The 25,141-nt window shown below is 61.7% G+C and carries 21 protein-coding genes; 5 read left to right on the top strand and 16 right to left on the bottom strand.

Annotation, left to right across the window (positions count from 1 at the left end):
* Position 1: 1 nt before the first annotated feature.
* From EKH80_RS16585 to EKH80_RS16615, 7 genes are all read right to left on the bottom strand, one after another.
* A complete protein-coding gene (locus tag EKH80_RS16585; protein ID WP_230473752.1) occupies positions 2 to 940 on the bottom strand; it encodes a lysophospholipid acyltransferase family protein in 939 nt (312 codons plus the stop codon).
* On the bottom strand, positions 901 to 1,644 hold the full coding sequence (locus EKH80_RS16590) for a beta-ketoacyl synthase chain length factor (RefSeq protein WP_126685897.1): 744 nt from the start codon (positions 1,642 to 1,644) through the stop codon (positions 901 to 903). The genes EKH80_RS16585 and EKH80_RS16590 overlap by 40 nt, the downstream gene beginning before the upstream one ends.
* A gap of 181 nt (positions 1,645 to 1,825) precedes the next feature.
* Positions 1,826 to 3,049, bottom strand: coding sequence for a beta-ketoacyl-ACP synthase (locus EKH80_RS16595; protein WP_126685898.1), 1,224 nt, complete (start codon positions 3,047 to 3,049; stop codon positions 1,826 to 1,828).
* 28 nt (positions 3,050 to 3,077) lie between these two features.
* Positions 3,078 to 5,441: an MMPL family transporter gene (locus tag EKH80_RS16600; RefSeq protein ID WP_126685899.1), complete on the bottom strand. Its 2,364-nt coding sequence runs from the start codon at positions 5,439 to 5,441 to the stop codon at positions 3,078 to 3,080.
* The gene (locus tag EKH80_RS16605; protein ID WP_126685900.1) at positions 5,438 to 6,052 is read right to left on the bottom strand and encodes a LolA family protein; all 615 of its coding nucleotides are present in this window, start codon (positions 6,050 to 6,052) and stop codon (positions 5,438 to 5,440) included. Before EKH80_RS16605 ends, EKH80_RS16600 begins: the two co-directional genes overlap by 4 nt.
* The gene (locus EKH80_RS16610; protein WP_126685901.1) at positions 6,040 to 6,822 is read right to left on the bottom strand and encodes a glycosyltransferase family 2 protein; all 783 of its coding nucleotides are present in this window, start codon (positions 6,820 to 6,822) and stop codon (positions 6,040 to 6,042) included. Before EKH80_RS16610 ends, EKH80_RS16605 begins: the two co-directional genes overlap by 13 nt.
* Before the next feature lie 9 nt (positions 6,823 to 6,831).
* The gene (locus EKH80_RS16615; RefSeq protein ID WP_230473754.1) at positions 6,832 to 7,101 is read right to left on the bottom strand and encodes an acyl carrier protein; all 270 of its coding nucleotides are present in this window, start codon (positions 7,099 to 7,101) and stop codon (positions 6,832 to 6,834) included.
* 401 nt (positions 7,102 to 7,502) lie between these two features.
* Here EKH80_RS16615 and EKH80_RS16620 point away from each other — a divergent pair, with 401 nt between their 5' ends.
* Positions 7,503 to 9,110 (top strand): DUF4034 domain-containing protein, encoded by a 1,608-nt coding sequence (locus EKH80_RS16620; protein ID WP_158628858.1) that lies wholly within the window; start codon positions 7,503 to 7,505, stop codon positions 9,108 to 9,110.
* Positions 9,111 to 9,242: 132 nt separating this feature from the next.
* Here EKH80_RS16620 and EKH80_RS16625 read toward each other — a convergent pair whose 3' ends face one another.
* The 5 genes from EKH80_RS16625 to EKH80_RS16645 form a co-directional block, all read right to left on the bottom strand.
* Positions 9,243 to 10,661 carry a carbohydrate porin gene (locus EKH80_RS16625; protein ID WP_126685903.1) on the bottom strand — a complete coding sequence of 473 codons (1,419 nt, stop codon included), beginning with the start codon at positions 10,659 to 10,661 and terminating at the stop codon, positions 9,243 to 9,245.
* Positions 10,662 to 10,857: 196 nt separating this feature from the next.
* Positions 10,858 to 12,501 carry an NRAMP family divalent metal transporter gene (locus EKH80_RS16630; protein WP_126685904.1) on the bottom strand — a complete coding sequence of 548 codons (1,644 nt, stop codon included), beginning with the start codon at positions 12,499 to 12,501 and terminating at the stop codon, positions 10,858 to 10,860.
* Positions 12,502 to 12,567: 66 nt separating this feature from the next.
* The gene (locus EKH80_RS16635; protein WP_126685905.1) at positions 12,568 to 13,002 is read right to left on the bottom strand and encodes an S-adenosylmethionine decarboxylase; all 435 of its coding nucleotides are present in this window, start codon (positions 13,000 to 13,002) and stop codon (positions 12,568 to 12,570) included.
* An 88-nt stretch (positions 13,003 to 13,090) separates the two neighbouring features.
* Positions 13,091 to 13,273 (bottom strand): hypothetical protein, encoded by a 183-nt coding sequence (locus tag EKH80_RS16640; RefSeq protein WP_126685906.1) that lies wholly within the window; start codon positions 13,271 to 13,273, stop codon positions 13,091 to 13,093.
* Positions 13,274 to 13,419: 146 nt separating this feature from the next.
* On the bottom strand, positions 13,420 to 13,737 hold the full coding sequence (locus EKH80_RS16645; RefSeq protein WP_126685907.1) for a hypothetical protein: 318 nt from the start codon (positions 13,735 to 13,737) through the stop codon (positions 13,420 to 13,422).
* A gap of 391 nt (positions 13,738 to 14,128) precedes the next feature.
* Between EKH80_RS16645 and EKH80_RS16650 the strand changes: the two genes are divergently transcribed.
* Complete coding sequence (locus EKH80_RS16650) at positions 14,129 to 14,407, top strand: metal/formaldehyde-sensitive transcriptional repressor (RefSeq protein WP_126685908.1); 279 nt, start codon at positions 14,129 to 14,131, stop codon at positions 14,405 to 14,407.
* A 360-nt stretch (positions 14,408 to 14,767) separates the two neighbouring features.
* Here EKH80_RS16650 and EKH80_RS16655 read toward each other — a convergent pair whose 3' ends face one another.
* Together EKH80_RS16655 and EKH80_RS16660 are read right to left on the bottom strand one after the other, a co-directional pair.
* Complete coding sequence (locus EKH80_RS16655) at positions 14,768 to 15,871, bottom strand: Glu/Leu/Phe/Val dehydrogenase dimerization domain-containing protein (protein ID WP_126685909.1); 1,104 nt, start codon at positions 15,869 to 15,871, stop codon at positions 14,768 to 14,770.
* Between the two features lie 228 nt (positions 15,872 to 16,099).
* Positions 16,100 to 16,474: a YXWGXW repeat-containing protein gene (locus EKH80_RS16660; protein ID WP_126685910.1), complete on the bottom strand. Its 375-nt coding sequence runs from the start codon at positions 16,472 to 16,474 to the stop codon at positions 16,100 to 16,102.
* 445 nt (positions 16,475 to 16,919) lie between these two features.
* On the opposite strand from EKH80_RS16660, the gene EKH80_RS16665 reads away from it, so the two are divergent.
* Complete coding sequence (locus EKH80_RS16665; protein ID WP_126685911.1) at positions 16,920 to 17,525, top strand: TetR/AcrR family transcriptional regulator; 606 nt, start codon at positions 16,920 to 16,922, stop codon at positions 17,523 to 17,525.
* A gap of 9 nt (positions 17,526 to 17,534) precedes the next feature.
* Positions 17,535 to 18,467 (top strand): alpha/beta hydrolase, encoded by a 933-nt coding sequence (locus EKH80_RS16670; RefSeq protein WP_126685912.1) that lies wholly within the window; start codon positions 17,535 to 17,537, stop codon positions 18,465 to 18,467.
* 69 nt (positions 18,468 to 18,536) lie between these two features.
* Here the strand turns inward: EKH80_RS16670 and EKH80_RS16675 are convergent, their stop codons facing one another.
* Positions 18,537 to 19,460, bottom strand: coding sequence for a hypothetical protein (locus tag EKH80_RS16675; protein WP_126685913.1), 924 nt, complete (start codon positions 19,458 to 19,460; stop codon positions 18,537 to 18,539).
* A gap of 414 nt (positions 19,461 to 19,874) precedes the next feature.
* Positions 19,875 to 21,113 (bottom strand): dicarboxylate/amino acid:cation symporter, encoded by a 1,239-nt coding sequence (locus EKH80_RS16680; protein WP_126685914.1) that lies wholly within the window; start codon positions 21,111 to 21,113, stop codon positions 19,875 to 19,877.
* A 520-nt stretch (positions 21,114 to 21,633) separates the two neighbouring features.
* Between EKH80_RS16680 and EKH80_RS16685 the strand changes: the two genes are divergently transcribed.
* Positions 21,634 to 25,125 carry a methylmalonyl-CoA mutase family protein gene (locus EKH80_RS16685; RefSeq protein ID WP_126685915.1) on the top strand — a complete coding sequence of 1,164 codons (3,492 nt, stop codon included), beginning with the start codon at positions 21,634 to 21,636 and terminating at the stop codon, positions 25,123 to 25,125.
* The last annotated feature ends 16 nt before the right edge of the window (positions 25,126 to 25,141 follow it).

The following is a 25,141-nucleotide window of genomic DNA, read 5'->3' on the forward strand; positions in this document are numbered from 1 at the left end:
TTTATTCGTAGATCGAAAATGGGCGGCCCTGCCGCTTTTCCATTCGACGCGCCAGGTTCAGGTCCGGGTGCGTTTCCAGCGGATCATTCGCGCTTGGCGAGTGCTCCGTGGCAGGCCATCCATGATCGGCATGACCTGGCTGCAAGGCAGTCCGATAGACCTCCTGCAAATGCTCATTGAGCCGACGCGAGGCTATCGGCAGCGGCGCCGATGCGTTGAAGCCTTCCGGCGCAATGTCATCGCCTACGCGCAGAGTGACGCGAACACGCCGTTCCGGAATGCGGTACCACGGCTCGGCCTTGGTCAGCGTCGTGGGACGCACCGTAATGAAAACGGGTGTGATGACACGTGCGCCGCGTAGTGCGATCGCCGCGGCGCCACGATGAAAGACCGGTGCCCGACTCGGTGTCGTACGCGTGCCCTCGGGAAAGACGATCAAGGTCTGGCCTTCGCGCAGCGCATCGGCCGCTTGTTCGAGCATGTCCGGGCTGCCGTTGTTGCTGATGTACTGGGCCATGCGTACCGGTCCGCGCGTAAACGGATTGCGCCACAGGCTCTGCTTGACGATGCAGTTGGCATCGCGGATATGCGCGATCAGGAACACCACGTCGATCAGCGACGGATGATTGGCAATGATCATCTGTCCAGGACGGCCAAGCCGTTCCATGCCCTGGAATTCGTACTCCAGCACGGCGCTGCGGTACATGAATTGCACGTGCAGGTAGAACGCCTTGCTGATGGCATGGCGGACCCGGCGGCGTCGCGTAGCCGCATCGCCCGGCAGCAAGCCCAGCAGCGGCAGAATGATCAGCCGCAGCACCAGGCCGCCCAGGCCGAACAACACGAAACTCGCACCAGTGGCGCACAGCCGCCAGAGATAGTTGGCGCCGCTGGAGCGCCTTACTGGATGCGTTGCCAGGACCATAGACGTGTCTTCCATGCATGTTCGAGCTTGTCCTCCCCGGCGTGCAGGGCGCGCACGAAGTCCAAGGCGTGCGGCCAGGCAGCAGTCGTGGACGCTCCCTGATTCGGTTCCAGCCGCAGCTGCCAGCCCTGGCCGGCGCGTACGGCAGGATTCGGATCGATTCCCCCGACTCTCAATGCCACAGCATACGAAAACGGCACATCGTCGATCCATCCCTCATAAGCCACGGGCGGGCGCTCCTCGGCAATCACCACCAGCACCTCCTGTGCGCCATCGCCCAACAGCGCCGCCGCTTCCAGCATGGCATGCTCGAACGTATCGGCTTCTCCGGCCAGGGCCACCGACTCGCCCCGCTGCCCACGCAGGATCGACCATTGTCCGGCGATGGCGTTGTGGACCGACAGGCCGAATTGAGTGGGCGAAAGCGGTTGCTGATCGGCCACTTCGCCGAGCAGTGCGAAAGTGCGCGGTGTTTCACCGTGGCGCGAGGCGAATACGAAGGGCAGTTGTTCCTCTTCACCGCCTAGCGGCCATGCGACGTGCATGGTCATGCGCGCAAGGCGACTGAGGCGGCGGCGTTGCATGGGCGGCAGGAAATCGCACGCGGGTTGCTCGCCGTTGTCGGGCAAGCGGATCGGGTGTTGCGCCCATGCCTGCCAGGCTTCGTCGGAGTTCAGGTCGGGAGCCCAGGCTTGCAGCGAGTCTATGCGAAACATCATACAGCTACCGCCAGTTTCAACCCGGCCCCACCGTCATTCCGGCGAAGGCCGGAATCCAGTCTCAATACGCGTCTGAAGGACACAATACCTTTTAGTATCGAGTGCTTCGCACTACGTATTTGAACTGGATTCCGGCCTTCGCCGGAATGACGGTGAGGGGCAGGGGCGATCAGGGTAAACATCAAGCCATCGCCCTGAAGATCAACGACGTATTGATCCCGCCAAACGCGAAGTTGTTGTTCATTACGTGCTCCACGCTCATCGCACGCCCGCCATTGACGATGTAATCCAGCTCCGCGCACGCCGCATCGGGCTCGACCAGATTGATCGTTGGCGCAAACCAGCCATCGCGCATCATCTGCAGTGCCCACCATGATTCCAGCGCGCCGCAGGCGCCAAGCGTGTGCCCCACGTAACTCTTCATCGAGCTGATCGGCACCCGCTTGCCCAGCACCTGCGCCGTGGCATGACTTTCCGCCACGTCGCCGCGGTCGGTGGCGGTGCCGTGCGCGCTGACATAACCGATGGCATCCGGCGCAAGCCGCGCGTCCTCCAGCGCAAGCTGCATGGCCATCGCCATGGTTTCACGGGTGGGCTGGGTGACGTGGTTGCCGTCGGAATTGCAGCCGAAGCCGACGACCTCCGCATAAATGCGTGCTCCGCGTGCGCGGGCGTGTTCGTATTCTTCCAGGACCAAGGTGGCCGCGCCTTCGCCGACCACCAGGCCGTCACGCGCCGCGTCGAACGGACGTGGTGTCAACGTGGATTCGTCGTTGCGCGTGCTGGTGGCGAACAGCGTGTCGAATACCGCCACGCTGGGGCCGGAAAGCTCTTCCGCTCCCCCGCACAGCATCAGCTTCTGCTTGCCTTGCTGGATGGTTTCGTAACCATAGCCGATGGCCTGGCTGCCCGAGGTGCACGCGCTGGAAGTCGGCACGATGCGTCCTTTCAGGCCGAAGAACACGCCAATGTTCACCGCCGTGGTATGCGCCATCATCTGTACGTAACTGGTGGCGGTCACCCCCTGCATGGAACCGGTTTCCAGCATGCGGCCCATGACCCGGACCGGTTCCACGCTGCCGCCGGAGGAACCGTAGGCCACCCCCATGCGCCCATCGCCGATGCAGGGATCGTCCCGCAAGCCGGCATCACGCAGCGCACGTTCACTGGCTGCGACCGCCAATTGCGCCACGCGGCCCATCGAGCGCAGATGTTTGCGTGGCCAGTCGGGGATCTGGAAATCGTCGACCGGGCAGCCCAGCCGGCTGTTCAGGGATTCAAAGAAATCCCACTCCGGCATCTTGCGCACGGCGTTGCGGCCTTCGCGTAGCCGCGGTTCGATCTGAGACCAATCGTGCCCCAGTGGAGTGATGCCGCCCATGCCCGTGATGACGACGCGCTTCATCGGCGAGTGTTCCGTAAGAAAGCTGAATTCATGAAGAAAAAATCCGTGATGCAGTGCTGGCGGGCACCAGCAAGGCGGTGCAGCCGATGCCGAGCAACAGCGTTAGGCCGAAGTCCTGCAGTGCAGGCATTGAACTGAACGCCAGCAGGCCGAACGATAGCAGGGCAGTGGCGGCGGAAAGCAGCACGCTGGCATACATCGCACCGGGGCGGTGCGTGACGTGGGGTTCGCCTTCGTGCAGGAACACGGCGTAATTCGCGCCAACGCCGAGCACCAGCATCAAGGCCATCCAGTGGAACAGCGTAAGCGGATGATGCAGGTAACCCAGCATTGCCAGCGTAAAGCCGATACCCAGCACCGGCGGCGCAAGCACCCGCGGCACGCTGCGCCAGCCGTAGCGCCAGCCGAACACCGGGACGATCAACAGCATGGCGGCCAGCAGCCAGAGGCTGGCGTAGCGGCGATAGTGGCCGAACAGCCCGGAAACGCCGGCGGCTTTGTCCACCAGGGTTACTCCCGGCAGATTCGCCGCCGCCTGTTGCAGCAGCGCGTGCGAAGCGTTGCCCTGCGGCAGCACCAGCGATGCTGCAGTATTCGGCGCTGCATCGCCCATCCACAGATAACGGAACGGCGTGGCGAGCGGTGTTTTCAACCATGCCTGCAAACCCATGGGGGTGCCGGGCCATGCCTGCAGCAGGCGCTCGATATCCGCATCGCGAAAGCCGGCATCATGCAACCACTGGCGAGTCTGCTCCGGTTGCGCGAACAGCGCTGCCGTCAGCGCCTGATTGGCATGTTGCCGCCGCATCGAGGGCACCATGCCGGCCAGCCCTGTCCAGCCCTGCAGTTGTCCTGCATCGGTCATGGTTTGCAAGCGTTGCTCGAGTGCTTCTTCGCGTTGCAGCATCTGCTCTTCGTCCGCCCCCTGCACCAGATAGAACTGCGAGCCGTTGCCGAGGCCGGTGATGTCGCGAATCTGTTGTTCCTGGGCGACTAGTACGGCAGGCGGCGAGATCAGCAGATGCACATCGTCGTCGTGACGTAAATGCAGCCAGCCCGGTATGGCGAGCAGCAAGGCCAATGCCGCGAGCAGTACACCACGCGATCCCGTCGTGAAACGGGAAACCGCGTTTTGCAGCGCCAACGCACCGCGAACCGAGAAATCGGTAAGCGGCTTGGCCGGCCGCCGGAGCAACGCGGGCAGCAGCAGGAATACGCTCAGGCAGGCCGCCGCCATGCCCACCATGGCGAAACACGCCATCTGCCGCAGGGCCGAGAACGGCACCAGTCCGAGCAATGCATAACCCAGCAGCGACGTGCCCAAGGCCAGCAGCAGGGCAGGGCGTACCTGCATCAGGCCTCTGTTCGGGTTCCACGTGGCTCCGGCATTTGCGCGTGCGGTGAGGTATTGAATGGAATAATCCACCGCCTCGCCGAGCAGCGCCGCGCCGAACACCAGGGTGAGCAGATAGATCTGGTCGAACACCAGCACGCTCACCGTGGTGGCGGCGATGATGCCGATGGCGGTGGAAAGGAACGCCAGCAGCAGCGGCCCAAGCGAGCGGAACACCATCAGCAACAGTAGTGCGATGCCGAGCGTGGAAATCAGCCCCACCCGGTGCACATCGCGCTCGGCATCGCTACGCGCGGCGGCGGCGTAGAACAAGGCACCAGTGCGCAGCACGCGCGTACCTGGATGATCGTGTTCGATGCTGCGTTCGGCTTGATCCAGTGCACTCAATGCGCGGCGTTGGATGACGTCGTCATAGGATGACCCGCTCAATGTCGCCGTCACCAGCACATAGCTGCCGTCATCACGATGCGCTGTCAGCAGATTGTCTTCCGGCAACAACCCGGAGCGGCTCCATGGCTGCTGTTCCAGCCAATGCTGCAGCCAGCCGAAGGGATCGTCCTGCAGGCGCGCACCGACCGCGGTGGCGAAAGGTTCGTTGATGTGCTGAGCCAATGCCCGTTTGGGATCGTAGCCGGGCTGTGCGAGCGCCTGGCGGTCCGCGTCGGTAAGCAGGCCGAAACGGTGCCCAAGATACGGCGCGGTCAGCTGTTGCAGATCGAACGGCGGCAACTCGGCGGTGACCGACGCAAACACTGTGTCCTTGGCCAGCAAACGCCGGAATTCGCGGGCGGCAGCCTTTGCTTGGGCGTCATCGGCATGGGTTGTCACTAGAATTATGCGGTCGCCGTTGGCATGTGCCAGTTGCTGCGCGGCAACTTCGGCCAGCGGGTTGCGCTCGGTGGCCGGCAGCATTGCCAGCAAGTCGGTCTGAACCGATGAACGCGCACGCCCGAACAGCAACCACACGCCAAGCAGAGCGACCAGCAGCGTCGCCAGCATGAACCCCACCGCGCGCAGCCACAGGTTCCGCTGCGTCATGGCAGGCCGAGCGCATGCTTTTCCAGCGCGCTCAGCGGGCCGGCGTCGTGGGTGTCGGTCATCTGGATATCGGTTTGCGTACCGTCCTGCATGCTGATGCGGATGCGTTGCAGGTAGACGCCACCGTCGAGCTGGATGCCGCGCAGGACTTGCGCCATGCGCGATGGCTTGGGCGTGAAGTGCAGGCTCCATTGCGCCGTGCTGCCATCCGCATGCACCTCGAACTGGCGTGTCACCGTGTCGAGCTGCCCGGTCAGCATGCCTTGCAGCATCTGCGAGATCTGGCTTACGCCGCGTTCGCTATGCATCGCTTGCATGCGGCCGTCCGCTTCGATGCGAACGGTGCGCGTGCCCGTCAGCGCCAGGGTGTCCGGATACGGCTGCTGGACTTGCCAGAGCATGCCGTGGCCGGTGACGAACAACAGCTGGCCGCTGCTGGTTTGCGCTTGGGTCAAGGCGGGGCTTTGGCGTAGCTGGGTGAAACGGGCGCGGACGGCCGTGTGCTGACTCAGCTGGTTCAAGATGGAATGCAGCAAGTCGGGGCTTTGAGCCTGGGCATTGAAGCCGGCCAACAGCAACGCGAAAAGCAGGATGCGAGTCAGACTGCGCATGCAACACTCCTTTTCTTCCGCTTGCGCCACAACAACACCGGTGCCCTCGGCAACATCCCAAGCAACAACCGGGTGTGCATCGCGGAAATACGCAGGTTGTCGTGCAGCATGTGGAAATGGGACAGGCCGTTGTCCGGGTAGATCACCCGGGTCGGCAGGTTGCGCACCGGCACGCCGCGCCAGACCAGGCGTACCGCCACCTCGGTATCGAAATCCATGCGCGCGGGCAGGGGCGCGCGATCGATTTCGGCACACGTCGCTTCCAGCGGGTACAGACGGTAGCCGCACATCGAATCACGCAGCATGAACGAAAGCGTTTCCAGCCACACGCATACATGCGTGACGTAGCGTCCATACAGTCGGGCGCGTGGCACGCTGTTGTCGTAGATCGGCTGTCCGCAGACCAGCGCCTTGGGGTTGGCGCGACCTTCGGCAAGAAAGCGCGGCACGTCCGCCACGTCATGCTGGCCGTCCGCATCGATCTGCAGCGCGTGGGAGTAACCGGCATCGCGCGCCGCAATCAGGCCGGAGGTGATCGCGCGTCCCTTGCCGCTGTTGCGCGACAGCCGGATCAGCTGCACGCCAGGCGAAACCAGGTCGTCGAGTACCGCTCGCGTGGCTTCATCGCTGCCATCATCCACGATCACCACCGGCAAGCCATGGGCGCGCAATGCCGCTACCGTGACCGCGATGGTGTGCTTGTGGTTGTAGATGGGAATCAACGCGCAGGGATGGAAAGCTCCCGCGGCGGCGGCTGGCGCAAGCGGCATGGCCCGCGTTCAGCGCGTCAGCAGTGCACGCACGGCGGCGACCACATCGCCCACGGTGCGAACGTTTTTGAAGTCCTCGGGCTTGATGCGCATGCCGGTCATGTCCTGCACCTGGATGGCGAGATCGACCGCATCGATGCTGTCCAGTTCCAGGTCGGTGAACAGGTGGGTGTCGGGGGTGACCCGGGCAGGGTCGATCTCGAACGTTTCGCGCAGCACATCCTTGAGCCTGAGCAGGATGTCCTCGTCACTGATCCCGGTTTCCAACATTGCGTTCATACCTACCAACCTGCTTGCAGCCCTGCATGCCTATCCGTTGCCTTTATCGGCCAAGTGCTCACCACACTGCAGCCGGATAGGGGCCGGAATTGACGTCTATTTTTTTCCTAACCCGCGTAGCGGGTCCCCTGTAACCTTTGCCAGCGGCGGCAAGGTCTTACCGCGCACTTTCTTGCGGTCGAAGTTTAGCAGAACTGCCGGGTTTCCGATGTCCAGGCCAGCCAATGGTCATGCCGGCTGGGGCATTTCTTTTTTTGTACTTATGAGTTCAATTTTCCACCTGCGCAACTATGGGCTGCGGCGTCGCGTGCACCCCGGACAGCTCGAAGCGGTCCGATGACGTGGCTTGCCCTTGTCCTATGGCTATGCGATTTTGCCCACCTCGACAGGGAATTCATGACATGACTGCGCGTACGCGTTGGTTCTTGCTGGTGGGAATCGTTCTGCTCGGCCTGGTCAGCTTTTTGTCCTTTCGGCCATCACGGGTGACGGCGCCCCCTGCCACTTCGGGTACTCCTGCGCTGTCCGCGCGTCCTGCTCCTCGTCCGCTGCCCGTGGCGATGGCTCCTCGCGTGCAACAGCCTTTTACCTCGGCGCAGCTCGAACAATTCCTGGCCGACGCCCGAAGCGCCGAGGCGATCCAGGATCCTTTGCAGCGCTGCCTCGCCTACCCCGATCCACCGGGCCTCCATTGGCCCAAGGCGGTGACGAATGCTTATTGCCACTACTTGCTGGATGCGGTGATCAAACCGGATGAAGTGCGCCAACTCATTCAGGCGGGGCGTACCGCCGAGCTGGATCGTCGCTTTGCCGAAATCATGCATGCGCAACTCACGCAACCCGGTGCGCAGTCTGCCTTGGATCGGACGTTCAACATCGATTTCGCCGTAAGTTCACCAGTTACGCGTGCGCTCGTGGATGCCTGGAAGCGCCAATCGCCGCAAAGCCCCTTTGCGCTGGCCGCCAGCGGCCTTTCGTATGTGGCCATGGCCCAATCGGCCCGTGGCAGCGAATTCGCCGATAAAACTTCGCAGGACCAGTTCGAGTCGATGGGGCGCCTATTGGAGCAGGCGCGGACGGATTTGGATGCGGCAGCCAAGCTCGATCCTCACGTGACTCCTGCCTACGCAGGCATGCTTTACGTAGCGATGCTTGGCAGCGATGGTGCTTATGCGATGCATGCCGCCAAACAGGGCTTGGCGATCGACCCTGCCAATTTCCCCATCTACGCGCGCCTGGCCCGGATGTCGCAACCTAAGTGGGGCGGCAACGTGCACCGGCTGCAAGGCGTTATCGATGCCGCGCAGCGACACGCCAAGGACAATCCGCTGCTGCTGTTGCTTCTGGCCGAGCGCAAGGACGGCGACGAGTACGTGGCTTATTGCGAGTGCTCTATCGAGCAGGAATACGACATCTACCAACAACTGTTTGCTGAGCCGGGCACGACTGGCATGTTGATGGGTGCCGGCTGGGGTGCTCATGATCGCAATGCCCTCGACTTTTCGGTGATTTATCGTTCGGAACTGCTGCGCTTCGATCCAAGCCAGATCGCCCATCGCCAAGGGCGGGCTTTCGATTTGCCACGACTTGGGCAGGCCGACTGGGCTTTATTCGAAGGCAATTCGCTCGTGGCCCTGGCACCTCAAGATGAGAACAGCTATGAGGCGCGCGGCTATGTCTATGAGCAGATGCATCAGACGGACCCTGCGGTAAAAGATTTCGAACAGGCGCTGCGTATGAATCCGGACGACGCATGGGGATTGCTGGCGCTCGCCAACCTTTATGCCTTTGATCTGCACGATTGGGACAAGGCCTGGGTGCCTGCCAATCGGATGGTTCAGATTCATCCGGACGATCCGCGTGGCTGGCAACTACGGGCGATCATTGAAAAGAACGGGCGGCGAAAAGGCCTGGACCAGACGGTTTCCGAGTTCGTGGCACGGTTCGGCAACGATCCTGCCCAGCAGGCCCTGCTACAACAAATGCAGTCGTTCCGGACGAGCAAGTAGATTGGCATCCCCGCCTGTGTAGGGCCTTCATGCCCACGAAAGCGGGTGTGCGGTGAATTAGTGTCCGCCGGAAAAGCGCCGGATGGCTCCGGCGCTCTGCTTTGTTGACGGGTGGCGTGTTGGGTTTCCTTGCTACATCTCCAGATGCATGCGCACCCCGTAAATGAATACGGGTCCGCGACGGTCCGCGTTGTAGCCGGGGTTGAGGATCAGCTGCAAATCGGGGCTGATCTGAACACCCTTGTAGAGGTGGTAGTTGTAGTAGGTCTCCAGGACTTGTTCGCGCCCGTAGCGAGTGAGCTGCCCGTCACCCAGGAAGCCGCCCAGGCCGCCGGCGGCAAGGTATTCGCGATGCTGGCGATTCAAGCCCGCGGTGGAGTAGGCGATGCCAAACACGTCGTCCGGCCGCTTCCAGTGCGTGCCGTTGATGGAAAGGCCGCCCGACAGTACATTGTCGATTTCGGTAAACGCATATTCCTCGCTGCGATCGTTGGCCGAACTGGCGCGCAGGAACAGGCCCACGTCGCGGCTCAATCGCTGCTCGAAGCTGATGCCATAGCCCACCTTGGACGAAGGCTTGCGTACGCTGGTCACATCGGGGGGATTGCCGGTGCCTTCGGCGGCGGCGATCGCATCCAGATAGTTGCCGGCCCAACTGTGGTTGCGAAACGCCATGACACGCACGAGGCCGGGCAGCTCTCCGAGCTTGTGATCGTGTTCCACTTCCAGATTGTCGCCGTGATAGGTCCAGATCCGGTGGTTGAGCGTCGTGCCGTTGGCCTCCTTGGGTTCCATGAAGCGGCCCACGCGCAGCACCCAGTTATCCCAATACAACTCGCCCGCGCCGCCGATGGTGTAGGCGCGAGCATCGGCGGCGTAGTCCCAGGCGCCATGCGTGATCATCGACCAGTTCAGGAACTGCGTGCGGGGATCATTGGCGTAGGTGTTTTTTTCGAAGATGTCGGTCAGGGTGAGCTTGCCCAGCGTCACCACGAAACGGCGCGAATCGTAGTTGCCGGCGAGCTGGTTCGGGCCGTCCTCGACATGCACGGAATCGCCGCCCAGATTGAAGCTCTGCCGCAAATACCAGCGCGCCAGGTAGCCACGCGGATGCGTGCCGCCGTTCTTCTGGATTTCGCCATTGTTGATGCTGGCGAGCCCGAAAAGATGCGACAGCGGCGTGCCCACCACGACTTCCGGATTGACGTAGATCTCGCTGCCTTTCCACAAGCGTGCGCCCATGTACATGGTGAAGGTCCAGGTGTAACTGTCTTCGGGCGCTGTCGACAGGCTTTGCGGACCGGTATAGGGCGCGCTGAAACCGTCCTTGTGCTGATACACGTAAGTGGTTTGCGCGTGGAAGTTCCAGCGTTCCTCACTGGTGTCGGTGGAGTTGCTGGTTTGCGCCGGAGCCGGCGGTGAGCCGCGTCCGGACTCGGTCGACGCAAGACTGGTGTCCTGAGCCTTGGCAGGTGCCGTACAAGCCATGGTTCCCAGCATGAACAGCAGTGCGGGGGAGTGTTTTCGAGCGATGTGAGTCTGGGTGTGCATGACGAAGAACTCGATTCAAAGGTTTTTTAAGCGCGACGCTGCCTGCGGCAGGCGCAGGGCGCCTGCCGGTCGGAGCTATGCAGGGGGAAAAGGGTCAGTCGGACCGGCGCTAGCGGCCGGCCAGTGTCAGCACGTTGGAGGTTGGCTGAGCCGGAACCACGCGTTGGACCATGAATGCCTCATGCAGGCGTGACCTTCAGGACTTGGCCAGCACAAGCTGCACCACCTTCACGATGGCAAGAATCAGCGCAGCGGCCAGATAGGCGCGCAACACGCCCAGCCAGATGCGCCGGCGCATGCTCATCTGTGCCGGGGGCAGCTTGCTCAGCGGCGGCATGCGCCATTGGGCTTTACCGACGGCGAAGCTTTCCGGCACCGTGGCGGTGGGGCGGCGCCAATGCAGGACTCCAAATGTGATAGCGATCGCCAGCGCCAACACGCCACCGCCGACGAGCAGGCTGATGATTTGCCCACTGCTGATCGAGGGGTACAGCACCGAGGCAGTGAGGATGATCGACAGCAACACCAGCACTGCCACTACCGCAGTAGTAAAGAGATTGGTGATGGGCTTGTTGACCCACGGTCCCAATACGGCCTTGTCGTTGCACAACAGCAGCAGGAACACGGACGCGCCCGGCAGCAGGATGCCGGCCAGGGTTTGTACGGCATTGGTGATGATGCCCAGCGGAGCGTTGGGAATCAGCACCAAAGCTGCGGATGCGGCAACCAGCAAGGCATATACGGCATAGAAAAGCTTCGCTTCGGTAGGTTTGCGATGCAGCGAATGGTTGACCGCCAGCACATCGCCCACGGCATAAGCCGTCGACAAGGACACTGCCGCAGCGCCGATGATGCTGGCGTCGATCAGGGCGATCGAAAACAGCACCGAAGGCGTGGCGCCCACGTATTTGGCAATGCCTTGAGCCACCGCGCCGGCATCCGCGAACTGTCCCATTTCCGGCCGGCCGGCAAACGTGGCGGCGGTAAACGCCATCATCGCAATGGCGCCGATGATGACCAACACGATGCCGATCCACAGATCCGCTTTCTCGTACTTCATGAAGCGCGGCGTGATGCGCTTGTCGATCACATAGCTTTGCTGGAAGAACAGCTGCCAGGGCGCCACCGTGGTGCCGACGATGGCAATGATCAGCAGCATCACGTCGCTCAGCGGTGCCCCCTTGGGCATGCCCGGCACCAGCATGTTGTGCGCGATCTGCCCTACCGGCGGATGCACCATCAGCAGCACCGGCACCAGCAGCAGGCTGCCCACTACCAGCAGCAGGGCAAACCGCTCGAAACGCCGGAAGTTACCGGTGGAAGCGGTGATGATGATCAGCGTCGCCGCGATCATCACCCCCCCATTACGCGAAAGGCCCAGATGATCCAGCCCCAAGCTGATCCCGATGAATTCGGTGACGATGGTCAATGCGTTGAGGATGAACAGATCGATCACGCTGAATGCGCCCCAGAATTTGCCGAAGCGTTCAAGGATCAGGCGTGCATGGCCTACGCCCGTTACTGCGCCCAGGCGCAGCACCATCTCCTGGTTTACGTACAGCACCGGGATCAGCAGCGACAGCGTCCACAACAGCACCGTGCCGTAGTTCTGGCCGGCCTGGGTATAGGTGCTGAAGGCGCCGGCGTCGTTGTCGCCCACCATTACGATCAGCCCAGGGCCGAGTATGGCGAGCAGGGTGCGCAAACGGGCTCCCCAGCTGTTGCGTTGCGCGTGGTCGTTATAGGCGATGGTGCCGAGTGCGCCGCGGATATCGCCCACATGGGCGCTATCGAGCACGGCGGTGTCGTTGGCTTGTTCTAATTCGATGACGGTACTCACGGGTAAGCCTTGTTGTGGAGCAATGGACGATGGAGTGATGGGCAGGCAGGCGCGCGGCAACAGGAGCTAGACGACCCTCCGTACCGGCTTGGCAAGGAAGACTTCCGTCGGCTTGCGTGGCGTGCGTCCCTGCACCGGCAGCGATTGACCATCGCGCTGCACGCGATGCAGCAGCGCACGCAGCGGCCGGAATTCATCGCGCAGGCCGTTGAAAACCTGCATGGCGGCGGTGATTTCCGCCGCTTCGCATTGCGCCACGAACAGATCCGCGATCACTGCATCGCGGCGCGGAAAAGTGCGTAACACCAGATGGATGCCGTTGCCGGTCATTGCGCCGATCACCCCGTCCTGCTCGGTCGGGGTGAAGTGCTCGTAACGGATCGGCAGATGACGTCGCGCCACCAGCGCCGCGCAATGGGCCTGGATGGCCTGAGGAGAGGTCAGCAGCGCTTTGGTTGCGCAGCAGTCGAACCATTCGCCGACGAAATGGATGTTCTTCATGGAAGTGTCTCGCTTTCGGGGCCGCCCGCCATGCGGGCGACACAAAGGGAATACCCGGACGCAGGCACAGGCGTCCGGGCTGCGAAGGTCAGGAATGGTCAGCGTGACGGCGTCGTTGCCCGATGCGCTGGCACCAGCGCGCCGAGGCGCGCAGCAGCGTCATGACCAGGCCCGGCGCTGTAGGTTTGGCCGTGCGGCAGGCGAGATAAGCATTGAGCAGCTGATCCGGCGTATGCATCGGCCGGCGTGCGTGCAGGAAGAAGAGTTGCATGGCTCGGTCCTCGTGATTCGCCGCATGGGCGACACGGGCGCGAGCCGGCTCAGGTCGTGGTGACGTGAGCAGGATGCGTCGCGTGCGCGTCCAGGCGGAAGAGATTGGAGAGCGGGTTGTGGGTCGCAGGAGGAGGTCGCATGGGATCAACCGTGGGCGTACTGGCGCGACGGAGGGCGCAGGCCGGCGTTACGGATACGCCAATGCATGCGCGACTTGAAGGCGACGCGTGCCGCCTTCATGCGCGGATGAGGCTTGCTGGCGGTATCGGCAGCCCAGTGGCATTCCAGCACGCCCGTGACAGCGTTGCGGGACCACCGCGCGCGCAGCGGTGCAGCTTGGGACTGGGAGGGAGCGGGCGCGACCGGACGCACTCGGGTCCAGCTGCCGCTCGATGCCTTGTAGGGATGAAAGGTGCCTGCCGCGCGACGGCGGACTGCACGCAGATGCAGCTTGTTGTTCATGACTCACCTCGTGAAGCGCCAGCAGCGGCGCTTGAGGCGAGCCGGACTTTCCTAGTCGCGGAAAGCGCCGGCCGACCGGCAGCGGTCGCCGATGGGGCTTACGTTGTTCAACTGGCACGCCAACGTCGGAAAACAGCATCCGAAGCTGGCGCATCGACTAGGAGGGTTACTGTCCATTTCTCGCTATGGGATTAGGTGACAAGTGCCGCCGGGGGCTTCCCGAAGGCCTGCGCAAGATACCCATGGGGGTATGCGTGTGTCAACCCGGAAAATCGGCCGCTGGGCACGGGGATGAGGCGATTCAAGGCTTGTCTCATCAAGCAGGCTGCACATTCGGTCATGCGTCTGATTTTCACTTGCGTGAAACGCGCGGACTTACGAAACTCTCGTCATGCCGCATACTGTTCGAGAAAGAGCCAAGCTGCTCAACCGCGCCAAAAGACTTCGTGGCCAGATCGAAGCCATCGAGCGCTCCCTCAGCGAAGAGGACGACTGTTCGCTCATCCTGCACCAGATCGTCGCGGCGCGCGGTGCCATCAATGGCCTGCTGACCCAGGTGATCGAGGGCCACATCCGTGAGCATCTGCTGGACGACAACGGTCACACCTCCGAGGCGAAGCGACGCGACGCGGAAGAGCTGATTGCGGCGTTGAAGACGTACATCAAGTAGCGGCTGCCGTTGCTGCACACTCGCTGTGCGCCGTCATTCCGCTTTCGCGCACCGCCTCCAAATGCCTCGTAGTCATTCCGGCGCAGGCCGGAATCCAGTTCAAACACGTCGTGCGAAGCACTCAACACCAAGATGTCGTGTCCTTCGGACGCATTTTGGACTGGATTCCGGCCTGCGCCGGAATGACCACAAGGCACTACGAAGCCCCGCGCTCAAGCAATCGATTTCCCCGGACAGCAGTGCGCTTTCGCGGGAAAGACGGCCAGGTGATTTAGCGCTGATCATTCAGCAAGCCTGACTCGCAGCCATAAAAAAAACCGCCGGTTGCCCGGCGGCTTTTTCTTCAAATCACGCGACGAATTACTGCCCGCGCATGCGACCGGCAAAGCGCGGCGCGCCATTGCCCATGTGCGGCAGCTTGATCTTGCCGATCGATTCGATGCGCTCTTCGGCCAGGCGGTCGGCGGCCTTGTAGGTCGGCACGCCCTGCGTCTTGCTGATCTCGAAGATGCGGCCCAGGTTGTAGTAGATGGTGCGCATCATGCGCATGGCGCGTTCACGGTTGTAACCGTCGATTTCCAGCGACACGTTCATCACGCCGCCGGCGTTGACGGCGTAGTCCGGTGCATACAGCACGCCGCGGCGCTGCAGTTCATCGCCGATGGCGTCGTTGGCCAGCTGGTTGTTGGCCGCGCCGCAGATGATCTTGGCCTTGATGCGGTCGATGGTCTGCTCGTTCACGGTGCCGCCCAGTGCGCAGGGCGAGTACACGTCGGCGTCGACGTCGTAGATTTCGTCCAGGCCCACCGCTTCGCAGCCCAGCTCGTCCACGCAGCGCTGCACGGCATCCTTGTTGATATCGGTGACGAACACCTTCGCGCCCTGTTCGCGCAGCAGCTTGATGAACTCGCTGCCCACGTGGCCGGCGCCTTGCACGGCGTAGCTGTACTTGCCCACATCTTCATTGCCGTGCTTGAAGTTCAGCGCGGCCATCAGGCCTTGCAGCGAGCCGAACGCGGTGAACGGCGAAGGATCGCCCGAGCCGCCGTGCACCTGGTGCACGCCGGTGACGTATTCGGTTTCGCGGAACACATATTCCATGTCGTTGACGTCGATGCCCACGTCTTCGGCCGTGATGTAGCGGCCATTGAGCGAGTTGACGAAACGGCCGAAAGCGCGGAACAGCGCCTCGGACTTGTCCTTGGACGGATCGCCGATGATCACTGCCTTGCCGCCGCCCAGGTTCAGGCCGGCCACGGCGTTCTTGTAGGTCATGCCGCGCGACAGGCGCAGCACGTCGTTCACTGCATCTTGCTCGGTCTTGTACGGCCACATGCGCAGGCCGCCCAGGGCCGGGCCCAGCACCGTGTTGTGGATCGCAATGATGGCTTTCAGGCCGGCGTCTTTGTTATGGCAGAAGACGACTTCTTCGTGACCTGTTTTAGCGATGGTTTCGAAAATCATTGGAACTTGGACTCCGCGTCTGACGGTGCTGGGGACGGCACTTGGAAGGGGAAAGCGTTGGCCCCGCCAAGGACCTGACGCCTGAAACTCAAAACCCCAGCAAGGGGCTGGGGTGAGCGAGTTATCTAGATAATTGTATTACGAGCCGCAAAGACAGCGCTTTCGCATCGCAGCAAATGAAAAGCCCCGCACTGGGCGGGGCTCCATGTTCATGTGAAAGCGACGTGTTTACCCTTGAACCCACACGCCCACGTGCAGGTGCCAGCCGTCGGGGTGCTGCTCCCAATGCGGATGCACGTAGTGATAGCCGGGGTGCACCATTTCCCAGTGGCCACGCACGGCGACGTAGCGGGCGCCATTCCAGTGCCAGTAGGCGTGCGCCCAGACATAGCCGGGACGCGGCGGCGGCACTTCCTCGATCACTTCCACCGGCGGCGGCTGCGGAGCGATCACTTCCACCACCTGCGGCGGGGGCGGCGGCGGTACAGGTTGTTCGACGTACACCACGCGGCGTGGACGCGGTGCGGGTTGTTCCACCACGCAGCCGGCAAGAGTTGCCGTAGCACCGGCAACGAGCAGCAAGGTTGCAAAACGCAATGACATGAAAAGAGTCCCCAGAGATGTTTGGATCGGAGCTGCCGATCCGGTCAGCGCCGCACGCAAGTCTAATGTCGTGCAGCCCATGTTTCATCGCGCGATGAAGCGCAGTTTCTTGCGTACAAAACCCTGTTAGCGGCCCTCGATAAACGTCGCGCCCCTACCAGCTACCAGGGCCTGTCTGCGGGTGATGCCGAACATGCTGTCCTCTCCTTGAAATCAGGCAGCCACTTGCAGCTGCTGCAGGAACGAGGAACGCGAGCGTATCGGGCGAAGTTGACGTGATTCCTTTCGCTTGTTCAGGCGGCAGCCGAATTACTTGCGGCCGTTCGGGTTAAGCCGAGCTGGCACGGTCGCTGGAGATCCGGGAAAGCGGCCGGGGAGTTGGCTTTAAATTTTTAACGGAATTGGCCCTAGAAATAAAACGAACGGTCGTGCTATTTTGCTTGCCATGAACGCGACCACTATCCCCAGCAAAGGCGCCGCCACCCGCGAGCTGATCCTTGAGCACGCCTACCAACTGGCCCGCCAGGACGGCCTGGAGGGACTCTCCATCGGCGCCCTGGCGCTGGGCGTAGGCATGTCCAAGAGCGGCGTGTTCGCCCATTTCGGCTCCCGCGAAGAACTGCAGCTGGCCCTGCTGGACGCCACCACCCGGCGCTTCCTGGATTTCGTGGTCCGGCCTGCCGTGCAACAGCCGCGTGGCCTGCGGCGCCTGCGCGCCATCCTGCAGCAGTGGTCCGAATGGGTTCGCATCCACCACAGCGGCTGCGTGCTGATGAGCGCGGTCGTGGAATACGACGGACGTGAAGACGGTCCGCTGCGCAGGCACGTAAAAGAGCAGCAGACAGGCTGGCGCAACGAAGTGATGCGCGCAATTCGCCAGACCGTCGAAGTGGGCGACCTCAAGGCGGATACCGATGCCGAGCAGCTCGCCTTCGAACTGTACTCGGTGATGCTCGGCCTGCATCACGACGCCAGCCTGTTCGACTTCGACGAAGCGCACAGGCGCACCTGGGCAGCGATCGATCGCCTGCTCGCCAGTTATCAGCCTTGAGGAGGCGATATGTCACGCCAAACGGTCAGTTCGCGTCATCATTCCTCGCATGCCTCGTTGAAGCTGCGCGCCCTGCGTTTGGGCTTCGCGGTCGGCAGCCGGCTTGCGCCCACCAGCACCGTGGAGCGTGCGGCACGTCTGTTCGCCACGCCATTTGCAAGCAGCCGCGCCCGTGCGCGCGCAGCGCAGCCGGACGAGGCCATGCAGCGCGGCGAACTCGACGTCGGCGGCAAGTCCATCGCCACCTATGTGTGGGGCAATCCGCTCACGCAACCGTACGTCTTGCTTGTGCATGGCTGGTCCAGCTTCGGCCTGCGCTATCTGCCGTGGGTGGCCAAATTGCGCGAGCTCGGTTTGGCTGTGGTGACCTTCGACCAGCCCGGCCACGGCGTCAGCAGCGGCAAGCTGTGCACCATGCCGGATTTCGTCGCCACTATTCGCGCGGTCGGCCAGCAATTCGGCACTGCGGTGTTGGGCATCGGCCATTCCATGGGGGGCGCCGCCCTGGCGCTGGCGCAGGATGTGGCCTGGCAGGTGGAGCGCCTGGTGCTGATTGCACCGGCCGCGGATCTCGAAGCGGCCACCCAACGCTTCAGTCGTTTCGTGCGTCTGGGCGATCATCTGCGCGAGCCGCTGCTTTCCTGGTTTGAGCGCCGCACCGGCGTGCATGCCCGTGAGCTGCAAGTTCATCATCACGTTCCAACGCTTGGTCAGCCGGGCCTGATCGTGCACGACCTGGATGATCGCGAAGTGCCGTGGGAAGAGGGCGAGCGTTACGCGCGCTATTGGCCGGGTTCACGCTTGCTCACCACGCAGGGGCTGGGGCATCACCGCATCCTGGATGCGCCCGAAGTGATCGATGCGACGCTGGCCTTCTTGCGTGGCGAGACGGTGGGCGATCGCGTAGTGGCCACGCCGAACCTGCCGTTTGGATTGGCGTAGGCTGGGATGGAATCCCAGCATCGCCGTATGAGACAGGGTGATGCTGGGTTTCGCCATTCGGCCCAGGGGTTACCAAAGCAACAGCTGAACAGCAGTCATGACGCCACGGTGACGTGCGTGCCTTCGGTTGAATTCATCCAGGGTGATCGTTTCTGAAAGGCATGAGCCGTGTCCCTGCGCTGTCCGATCGAATGGCGCGGATCGACTTGTACGGCTGGACGAGTGGTGGCTACATCCAGCCAAAGACGCCAAATGATCGGTCCCCGGCGGAGTGACTGTGGCGTTATACATCCTCGGTTCGGGGGGCGTAGGGTAGGGGAACGGATATCCCACTGAGTTTGTTACAGGCGCTTCGTGGAATGGCCCATCCTCATCATTCCGGTTCACTAGAACTCCGAGTTCGCCATTGATGTAAACACGGGCACTGTGGATGTTTTCACCTCGAATAAGGGGATTTACTGGCGTCGCGGTATCCGTAGGCAATGGCACGCCTGCTACGCGTAATCTTTGTCCAGAAGTATCGTCATGCACGCCTCTAAGAAATTGTAAAATGCGGTTGCTAGGTTCTTCGTAAAATACGCCCATTAGATTATTGATTGTACTTGCAAGGGGGAATGATCTCTCATTCGGGCTAATTCTAAAAAGTACGCCGGTCTGACCAGGTTCCCATGCTTGAAAATCGGGTTGGCGGTAGTAAGCAAAGAGCCCTGGGGGCTCTTGACTGTCGTCATCCGCAAGCCAATGAAAAAAACGCCACGCCATATTGTCATCGTAGCGCTCTGGATGATTGGCACGTATTCCGTTTCTGAAGCCAAGATGTGCGGCGTTTGAGAGGGCTTCTGGAAGCCGATCAGCGGGGGTCGACGGATCCACAAGATCGTCAGATGGGACAAAAACGTAATAATAACTTTGGGCATGGAGCGGAAGCCAAGCCCAAGCAAGAGCCAGGAAGATCCATTTGACAATATTTTTATTCACGGTGCGATCTTTCATTTTGAAGATATTATTTTTGCTTTATGGGAAGAAGGCGATGCCTTTTGAAAGGGTGTAAAGATGGTTGATTCATTTCGATAGGGTCCTTGTTGTCACCGTAGAAGTGAGTCGACGAAGGGGTTTGGCATAGGTAACACAAAAAAAGATAGAGTGAATAAGAATGCATATATTTTTTAACAAAATAAAAGATATTTAAATAAATTTAGGAAAATCCAAAGCAGGCGTGTAAGCCGCAAGGGGCGGTTGCCTGGCATTGATGAACGTGCAATGGGTGCCCATGCATTGGCATGCCGTGATCCGTGTCGCGCACCTATCACTGTCCTGTCTGCCGAGGACCGGACCATGCACCCTACCTTTTGCTTGGCGAGACGGCCTGTGCCGGGTGGATGGCAATGCTGAGATTGGCGTCCCAGCCTACCTGCGCGCTTTATACCGCTCTACATCCAGCACCCCTTCCGACTTCGCCACCATGACCGCGGTCAGCGCATCTCCCGTGACGTTTGCCGACGTCGAACACATATCCAGCAACCGATCCACCGCGGCCACCACCGCAATCACCTCCAGCGGCAGGCCCACTGACGACAATACCAATCCCATCACGACCAGCGCGGTGCCCGGAACGCCCGCAGCCCCGATTGAAGCCAGTGTGGTCGTCACCACCACCGTCACCATCTGTGCTAACGAAAGCTCGATGCCATACGCGTGGCTGGCAAAGATCGTCACCACGCCGAGGTAACACGCCAGCCCCGCCATGTTCACCGTGGAGCCAAGGGGCAGCACAAAGCTGGCTACGCGCGCATCCACACCCAGCCGCTCCTGCGTGTTCTCCATGTTCAACGGCAACGTGGCCGCGCTGCTGGCTGAGGAATACGCAAACAGCTGCACCGGTATCATCTTGCGCAGAAACGGCAGCGGATGAATGCGCCATACCAGTAGCAACGCGCTGCATACCACGAGCATGAACAGCAGCATGGACGCGTAACCGACTGCCACCAGCGAGCCGAGATGGCCCAGCACGGCAAACCCGTGATCGGCGGTAACGTAGGCCATCAGGCCGAACACGCCGAGGGGCGCAAACTTCAGCACCATGTGGATCAGCTTGAACACCACGCTGGCCAGGCTGGTGAAGAAGTTGCGTACCGCGGCGGCCGCCTCGCCGGCAAAATTGATCGCCAGCGCGAAGAAGGCAGCGAACACGATCGTGGGCAGCAACGCACCTTCTGCAAATGCCTTGAACGGATTGGAAGGGATCGCGCTGAGCAGCGCATCTTTGATGCTGGTGGGCGCAACTGTCGCGATTTGGCCGCTACCCACAGCAAGCGTGAAGCCTTCGCCCACCCTGAACAGCGTGGCCAGCCCCATGGCGATGCTTGCCATCACCGCCATCGTCACGGCGTAGATGGCGATCGATTTCCACGCGATTCGTCGCATCGTGCTCATGTCGGAGAGCGAAGTAATGCCACACACCAGCGACACGAACACCCCCGGTATCACGCACATGCGGATCAGTGACATGAAAATGTCACCCAACGGAGCCAGCATCTTGGCCGGTTCGCCCGCGAAATGCCCGACCGTAAAGCCAAGCGCCATCGCGATCAGAATCTGATGCCACATTTCCAGGCGCGGAAAGGGGCGGTTGAAGGCTGCGTGCATACGTTTTCTTCTCCTTGCTGCGGCGAAGAAAACTTCTATCAAAGCGTGGCGGGTCCGTATTTAGTAGAAATACGAAAGGCGAGGTTGGAGCTTGCTATCCAGGCATGCGCTTCCCTCACCGCCGTCATTCCCGCATTCGGGCACTAACGTCCGGGGAAAATTTCGACACTTGATCGCAGGGCTTGTGTAGTACCTCACCGTCATTCCGGCGCAGGCCGAGGCGCTTCACAATAGCGAAGCTGGTCAATCCAGTTCAAATACGCCGTGCGCAGCACTCAACACCAAATTGTTGTGTCCTTCGGACGCACTTTGGACTGGATTGCGGCCTTCGCCGGAATGACAACTTCGCTTCGAATAGCCATCAACGTGAGCGACTGCCTCTTGCCGCATTGGCGAAAAAAAAGTGAGGCCATGCCAGGGTTTGCACCCCCAACCCCTGCCGCCGCCCCGGCAAGCACCCGTTTAACAAGCAACGCCATTAGAATGTTGCAGTTGGAACATCCCCGTTCTCGGAGTCCCCATGAGTTCCCCCGCCAAGCACGTACCTGCCACTTCCGCGCAGGCCGAAACCAGCCCCCTGCGCTTCGTCACCGCTGCCAGCCTGTTCGATGGCCATGATGCCGCCATCAATATCATGCGCCGCATCATCCAGTCCCAGGGCGCGGAAGTCATTCATCTTGGCCATAATCGCTCGGTGGAAGACGTGGTTCGTGCTGCACTGCAAGAAGACGCGGACGCGATCGCGCTGTCGTCCTACCAGGGCGGCCACGTCGAGTACTTCAAGTACATGGTGGACATGCTCAAGGAGAAGGGCGCCGGCCACGTCCGCGTGTTCGGCGGCGGCGGCGGCACCATCACCCCGGAAGAAATTCGCGAGCTGCAAGCCTACGGCGTGGAGCGCATCTACCATCCCAACGACGGCATGAAGCTGGGCCTGGTGGAAATGATCGAGGACGTGATGCTGCGCGCCGGCAACGCTGCCGCCAAGCGCGAGCAGGACACCTCCGTGGTGCCGGCCAAGATCGACATCGACGACGAGATCAGCATCGGCCACACCCTCTCCGCCATCGAAGAGGGCAAGCTGAGCGAAGCGGAACTGGCGCGCCTGCGCAAGGAATGGTCGCTGGCCGGCAAGCACACGCCCGTGCTCGGCATGACCGGCACCGGCGGTGCGGGCAAATCCTCGGTGGTGGACGAACTGCTGCTGCGTTTCCTGCACGCCTTCCCCGGCATGCGCATTGCCGTGCTCGCCGTGGACCCCACGCGCCGCCGCAGCGGTGGCGCCCTCTTGGGCGACCGTATCCGCATGAATGCATTGCGCAGCCATCGCGTGTACATGCGTTCCATGGCCACGCGCCGCCAGAATGCCGCCACCAACGAAGTGCTGCACGACTGCATCAGCTTCCTCAAGAGCCAGCCGTACGACCTGGTGATCGTGGAAACCGCCGGCATCGGCCAGAGCGATTCGGAAATCGTCGACCTGGTGGATTTCCCGGTCTACGTGATGACCAGCGACTACGGCGCCGCCAGCCAGCTGGAAAAAATCGACATGCTCGATTTCGCCGAACTGGTGGTGCTGAACAAATTCGACAAGCGCGGCGCCGAAGACGCGCTGCGCGACGTGCGCAAGCAGTGGAAGCGCAACCGCAGCGCCTTCACCCTGAAAGACGATGACGTGCCGGTGTATCCCACCATCGCCAGCCAGTTCAACGATCCCGGCGTCACCTGGATGTTCACCAACCTGTGCCGCCTGTTGCGCGAAAAGCTGGCAGCCAAGGGCGGCGAGCACGCCATCGATACCACTCACTGCGACTTCCAGCCCAAGCTGGACGTGACGCTGAAAGAACCGCGCGCCACCGTGCTGATTCCCGGCGCGCGCGTGCGTTACCTGGCCGAAATCGCCGAGCAGGGCAGGGGCATCAATACCCAGATCGAACGCGAGGCCGAATTCGCCAGCAAGGCGCAGCATTATTACGAATCGCTGAAAGACCTCGGCGATGAAAAACTGCCGCACGAACAGGAACGCTACGACCACGAAGCCACGCACGACGCCAACGTTGACCGCACGCTGCTCGTGTTGCGCCAACGCTATAACGCTGCCCTGCGCGAACTCAGCCACGAAGCCCTGCACCTGCTGCGCGACTGGCCCAAGCTGTACAAATCCGTCACCGACGAAGTGAACGAATACAAGGTGCGCGACAAGGTGATCCGCGTGGAGAACTACCGCGTATCGCTCAGCCACCAGAAAGTGCCGAAAGTGGCACCGCCCAAAACCAAGGACTGGGGCGACCAGCTACGCTTCCTGATGCGCGAAAACCTGCCCGGCCACTACCCCTACACCGGCGGCGTGTACCCGTATCGCCGCACCGGCGAAGATCCCACCCGCATGTTCGCGGGCGAGGGCACGCCTGAGCGCACCAACCGCCGTTTCCACTACCTGAGCCAGGGCGGCGCCGCTACGCGCCTGTCCACCGCCTTCGACTCCGTTACCCTGTACGGCGAAGATCCCGCCCCGCGCCCGGACATCTACGGCAAGATCGGCAACTCCGGCGTCAACATCGCCACCCTGGACGACATGAAGAAGCTGTACTCCGGCTTCGACCTCAGCGCGCCAACCAGCTCCGTGTCGATGACCATCAATGGTCCCGCGCCGATCATCCTCGCGATGTTCATGAACACCGCGATCGACCAGAACGTGGAGAAATACCTCAAGTCCGACGCAGCGCGCTGGGCTGAAGCGCAGAAGCGCATGGGCGAACTTTTCGCCGGCAAGCAGCGCCCCGGCTACTCGGGTGAGCTGCCGAAGGGCAACGAAGGCCTGGGCCTGGGTCTGCTCGGTGTAACGGGCGACCAGCTGGTCGATGAGGGCACCTACGCCCGCATCAAGGAAGAAACCCTGCAAACCGTACGCGGCACCGTGCAGGCCGACATTCTCAAGGAAGACCAGGCGCAGAACACCTGCATCTTCAGCACCGAATTCGCGCTGCGCATGATGGGCGACATCCAGCAGTACTTCGTCGACCACAAGGTGCGCAACTTCTATTCGGTCTCGATCTCCGGCTACCACATCGCCGAAGCCGGTGCGAACCCGATCAGCCAGCTGGCCTTCACGCTCAGCAACGGCTTTACGATTGTGGAGTACTACCTCGCGCGCGGCATGCACATCGACGATTTCGCGCCGAACCTCAGCTTCTTCTTCTCCAACGGCATGGACCCGGAATACACCGTGATCGGCCGCGTGGCCCGCCGCATCTGGGCGCGCGCCATGCGCGAGCGCTACGGCGCCAGCGCCCGCAGTCAGATGATGAAGTACCACATTCAAACTTCGGGCCGCTCCCTGCACGCGCAGGAAATCCAGTTCAACGACATCCGCACCACCCTGCAGGCGTTGTATGCGCTGTTCGACAACTGCAACAGCCTGCACACCAACGCTTACGACGAAGCCATCACCACGCCCACCGAAGAAAGCGTGCGCCGCGCCGTGGCCATCCAGATGATCATCAACAAGGAATTAGGCCTTAATTTCAACGAAAACCCCTGGCAGGGCAGCCACGTCGTCGACGCCCTCACCGACATCGTGGAAGAGGCGGTCTACAAGGAGTTCGAAGCCATCAGCGAACGCGGCGGCGTGCTCGGTGCCATGGACACCATGTACCAGCGCGGCAAGATTCAGGAAGAATCGATGTACTACGAGCAGAAGAAGCACGACGGTAGCCTGCCGCTGATCGGCGTCAACACCTTCCTGCCCAAGGACCATGGTGGCGAGATCGCTACCGAGATCGAACTGATTCGTTCGACGGAAGAAGAGAAGGGCCAGCAGATCGAGAACGTGCAGGCGTATGGCAAGTCCCGCAACGGCCTGGCACCGCAAAGCCTCAAGACGCTACAGAACACGGCGCGTGAGCGTAAGAATGTGTTCGAGCAGCTGATGGAGGCGGTGAAGTACAACTCGCTGGGTCAAATCAGCCACGCGCTCTATGAGGTTGGTGGCGAATACCGCCGCAACATGTAATCACCTCAGTCTGACT

The organism is Dyella choica (genome assembly GCF_003977665.1).
GTDB classification, from domain to species: Bacteria; Pseudomonadota; Gammaproteobacteria; order Xanthomonadales; family Rhodanobacteraceae; genus Dyella_B; species Dyella_B choica.

What these genes read in the sequence shown, in the direction of transcription:
- EKH80_RS16585 (WP_230473752.1), bottom strand. Translation starts at nt 940, where the DNA reads ATGGAAGACACGTCTATGGTCCTGGCAACGCATCCAGTAAGGCGCTCC.
- EKH80_RS16590 (WP_126685897.1), bottom strand. Translation starts at nt 1,644, where the DNA reads ATGATGTTTCGCATAGACTCGCTGCAAGCCTGGGCTCCCGACCTGAAC.
- EKH80_RS16635 (WP_126685905.1), bottom strand. Translation starts at nt 13,002, where the DNA reads ATGAAGAACATCCATTTCGTCGGCGAATGGTTCGACTGCTGCGCAACC.
- EKH80_RS16675 (WP_126685913.1), bottom strand. Translation starts at nt 19,460, where the DNA reads ATGAAAGATCGCACCGTGAATAAAAATATTGTCAAATGGATCTTCCTG.
- EKH80_RS16685 (WP_126685915.1), top strand. Translation starts at nt 21,634, where the DNA reads ATGAGTTCCCCCGCCAAGCACGTACCTGCCACTTCCGCGCAGGCCGAA.
- EKH80_RS16620 (WP_158628858.1), top strand. Translation starts at nt 7,503, where the DNA reads ATGACTGCGCGTACGCGTTGGTTCTTGCTGGTGGGAATCGTTCTGCTC.
- EKH80_RS16660 (WP_126685910.1), bottom strand. Translation starts at nt 16,474, where the DNA reads ATGTCATTGCGTTTTGCAACCTTGCTGCTCGTTGCCGGTGCTACGGCA.
- EKH80_RS16680 (WP_126685914.1), bottom strand. Translation starts at nt 21,113, where the DNA reads ATGCACGCAGCCTTCAACCGCCCCTTTCCGCGCCTGGAAATGTGGCAT.
- EKH80_RS16645 (WP_126685907.1), bottom strand. Translation starts at nt 13,737, where the DNA reads ATGAACAACAAGCTGCATCTGCGTGCAGTCCGCCGTCGCGCGGCAGGC.
- EKH80_RS16625 (WP_126685903.1), bottom strand. Translation starts at nt 10,661, where the DNA reads ATGCACACCCAGACTCACATCGCTCGAAAACACTCCCCCGCACTGCTG.
- EKH80_RS16650 (WP_126685908.1), top strand. Translation starts at nt 14,129, where the DNA reads ATGCCGCATACTGTTCGAGAAAGAGCCAAGCTGCTCAACCGCGCCAAA.
- EKH80_RS16655 (WP_126685909.1), bottom strand. Translation starts at nt 15,871, where the DNA reads ATGATTTTCGAAACCATCGCTAAAACAGGTCACGAAGAAGTCGTCTTC.
- EKH80_RS16670 (WP_126685912.1), top strand. Translation starts at nt 17,535, where the DNA reads ATGTCACGCCAAACGGTCAGTTCGCGTCATCATTCCTCGCATGCCTCG.
- EKH80_RS16605 (WP_126685900.1), bottom strand. Translation starts at nt 6,052, where the DNA reads ATGCGCAGTCTGACTCGCATCCTGCTTTTCGCGTTGCTGTTGGCCGGC.
- EKH80_RS16615 (WP_230473754.1), bottom strand. Translation starts at nt 7,101, where the DNA reads ATGAACGCAATGTTGGAAACCGGGATCAGTGACGAGGACATCCTGCTC.
- EKH80_RS16640 (WP_126685906.1), bottom strand. Translation starts at nt 13,273, where the DNA reads ATGCAACTCTTCTTCCTGCACGCACGCCGGCCGATGCATACGCCGGAT.
- EKH80_RS16665 (WP_126685911.1), top strand. Translation starts at nt 16,920, where the DNA reads ATGAACGCGACCACTATCCCCAGCAAAGGCGCCGCCACCCGCGAGCTG.
- EKH80_RS16595 (WP_126685898.1), bottom strand. Translation starts at nt 3,049, where the DNA reads ATGAAGCGCGTCGTCATCACGGGCATGGGCGGCATCACTCCACTGGGG.
- EKH80_RS16610 (WP_126685901.1), bottom strand. Translation starts at nt 6,822, where the DNA reads ATGCCGCTTGCGCCAGCCGCCGCCGCGGGAGCTTTCCATCCCTGCGCG.
- EKH80_RS16600 (WP_126685899.1), bottom strand. Translation starts at nt 5,441, where the DNA reads ATGACGCAGCGGAACCTGTGGCTGCGCGCGGTGGGGTTCATGCTGGCG.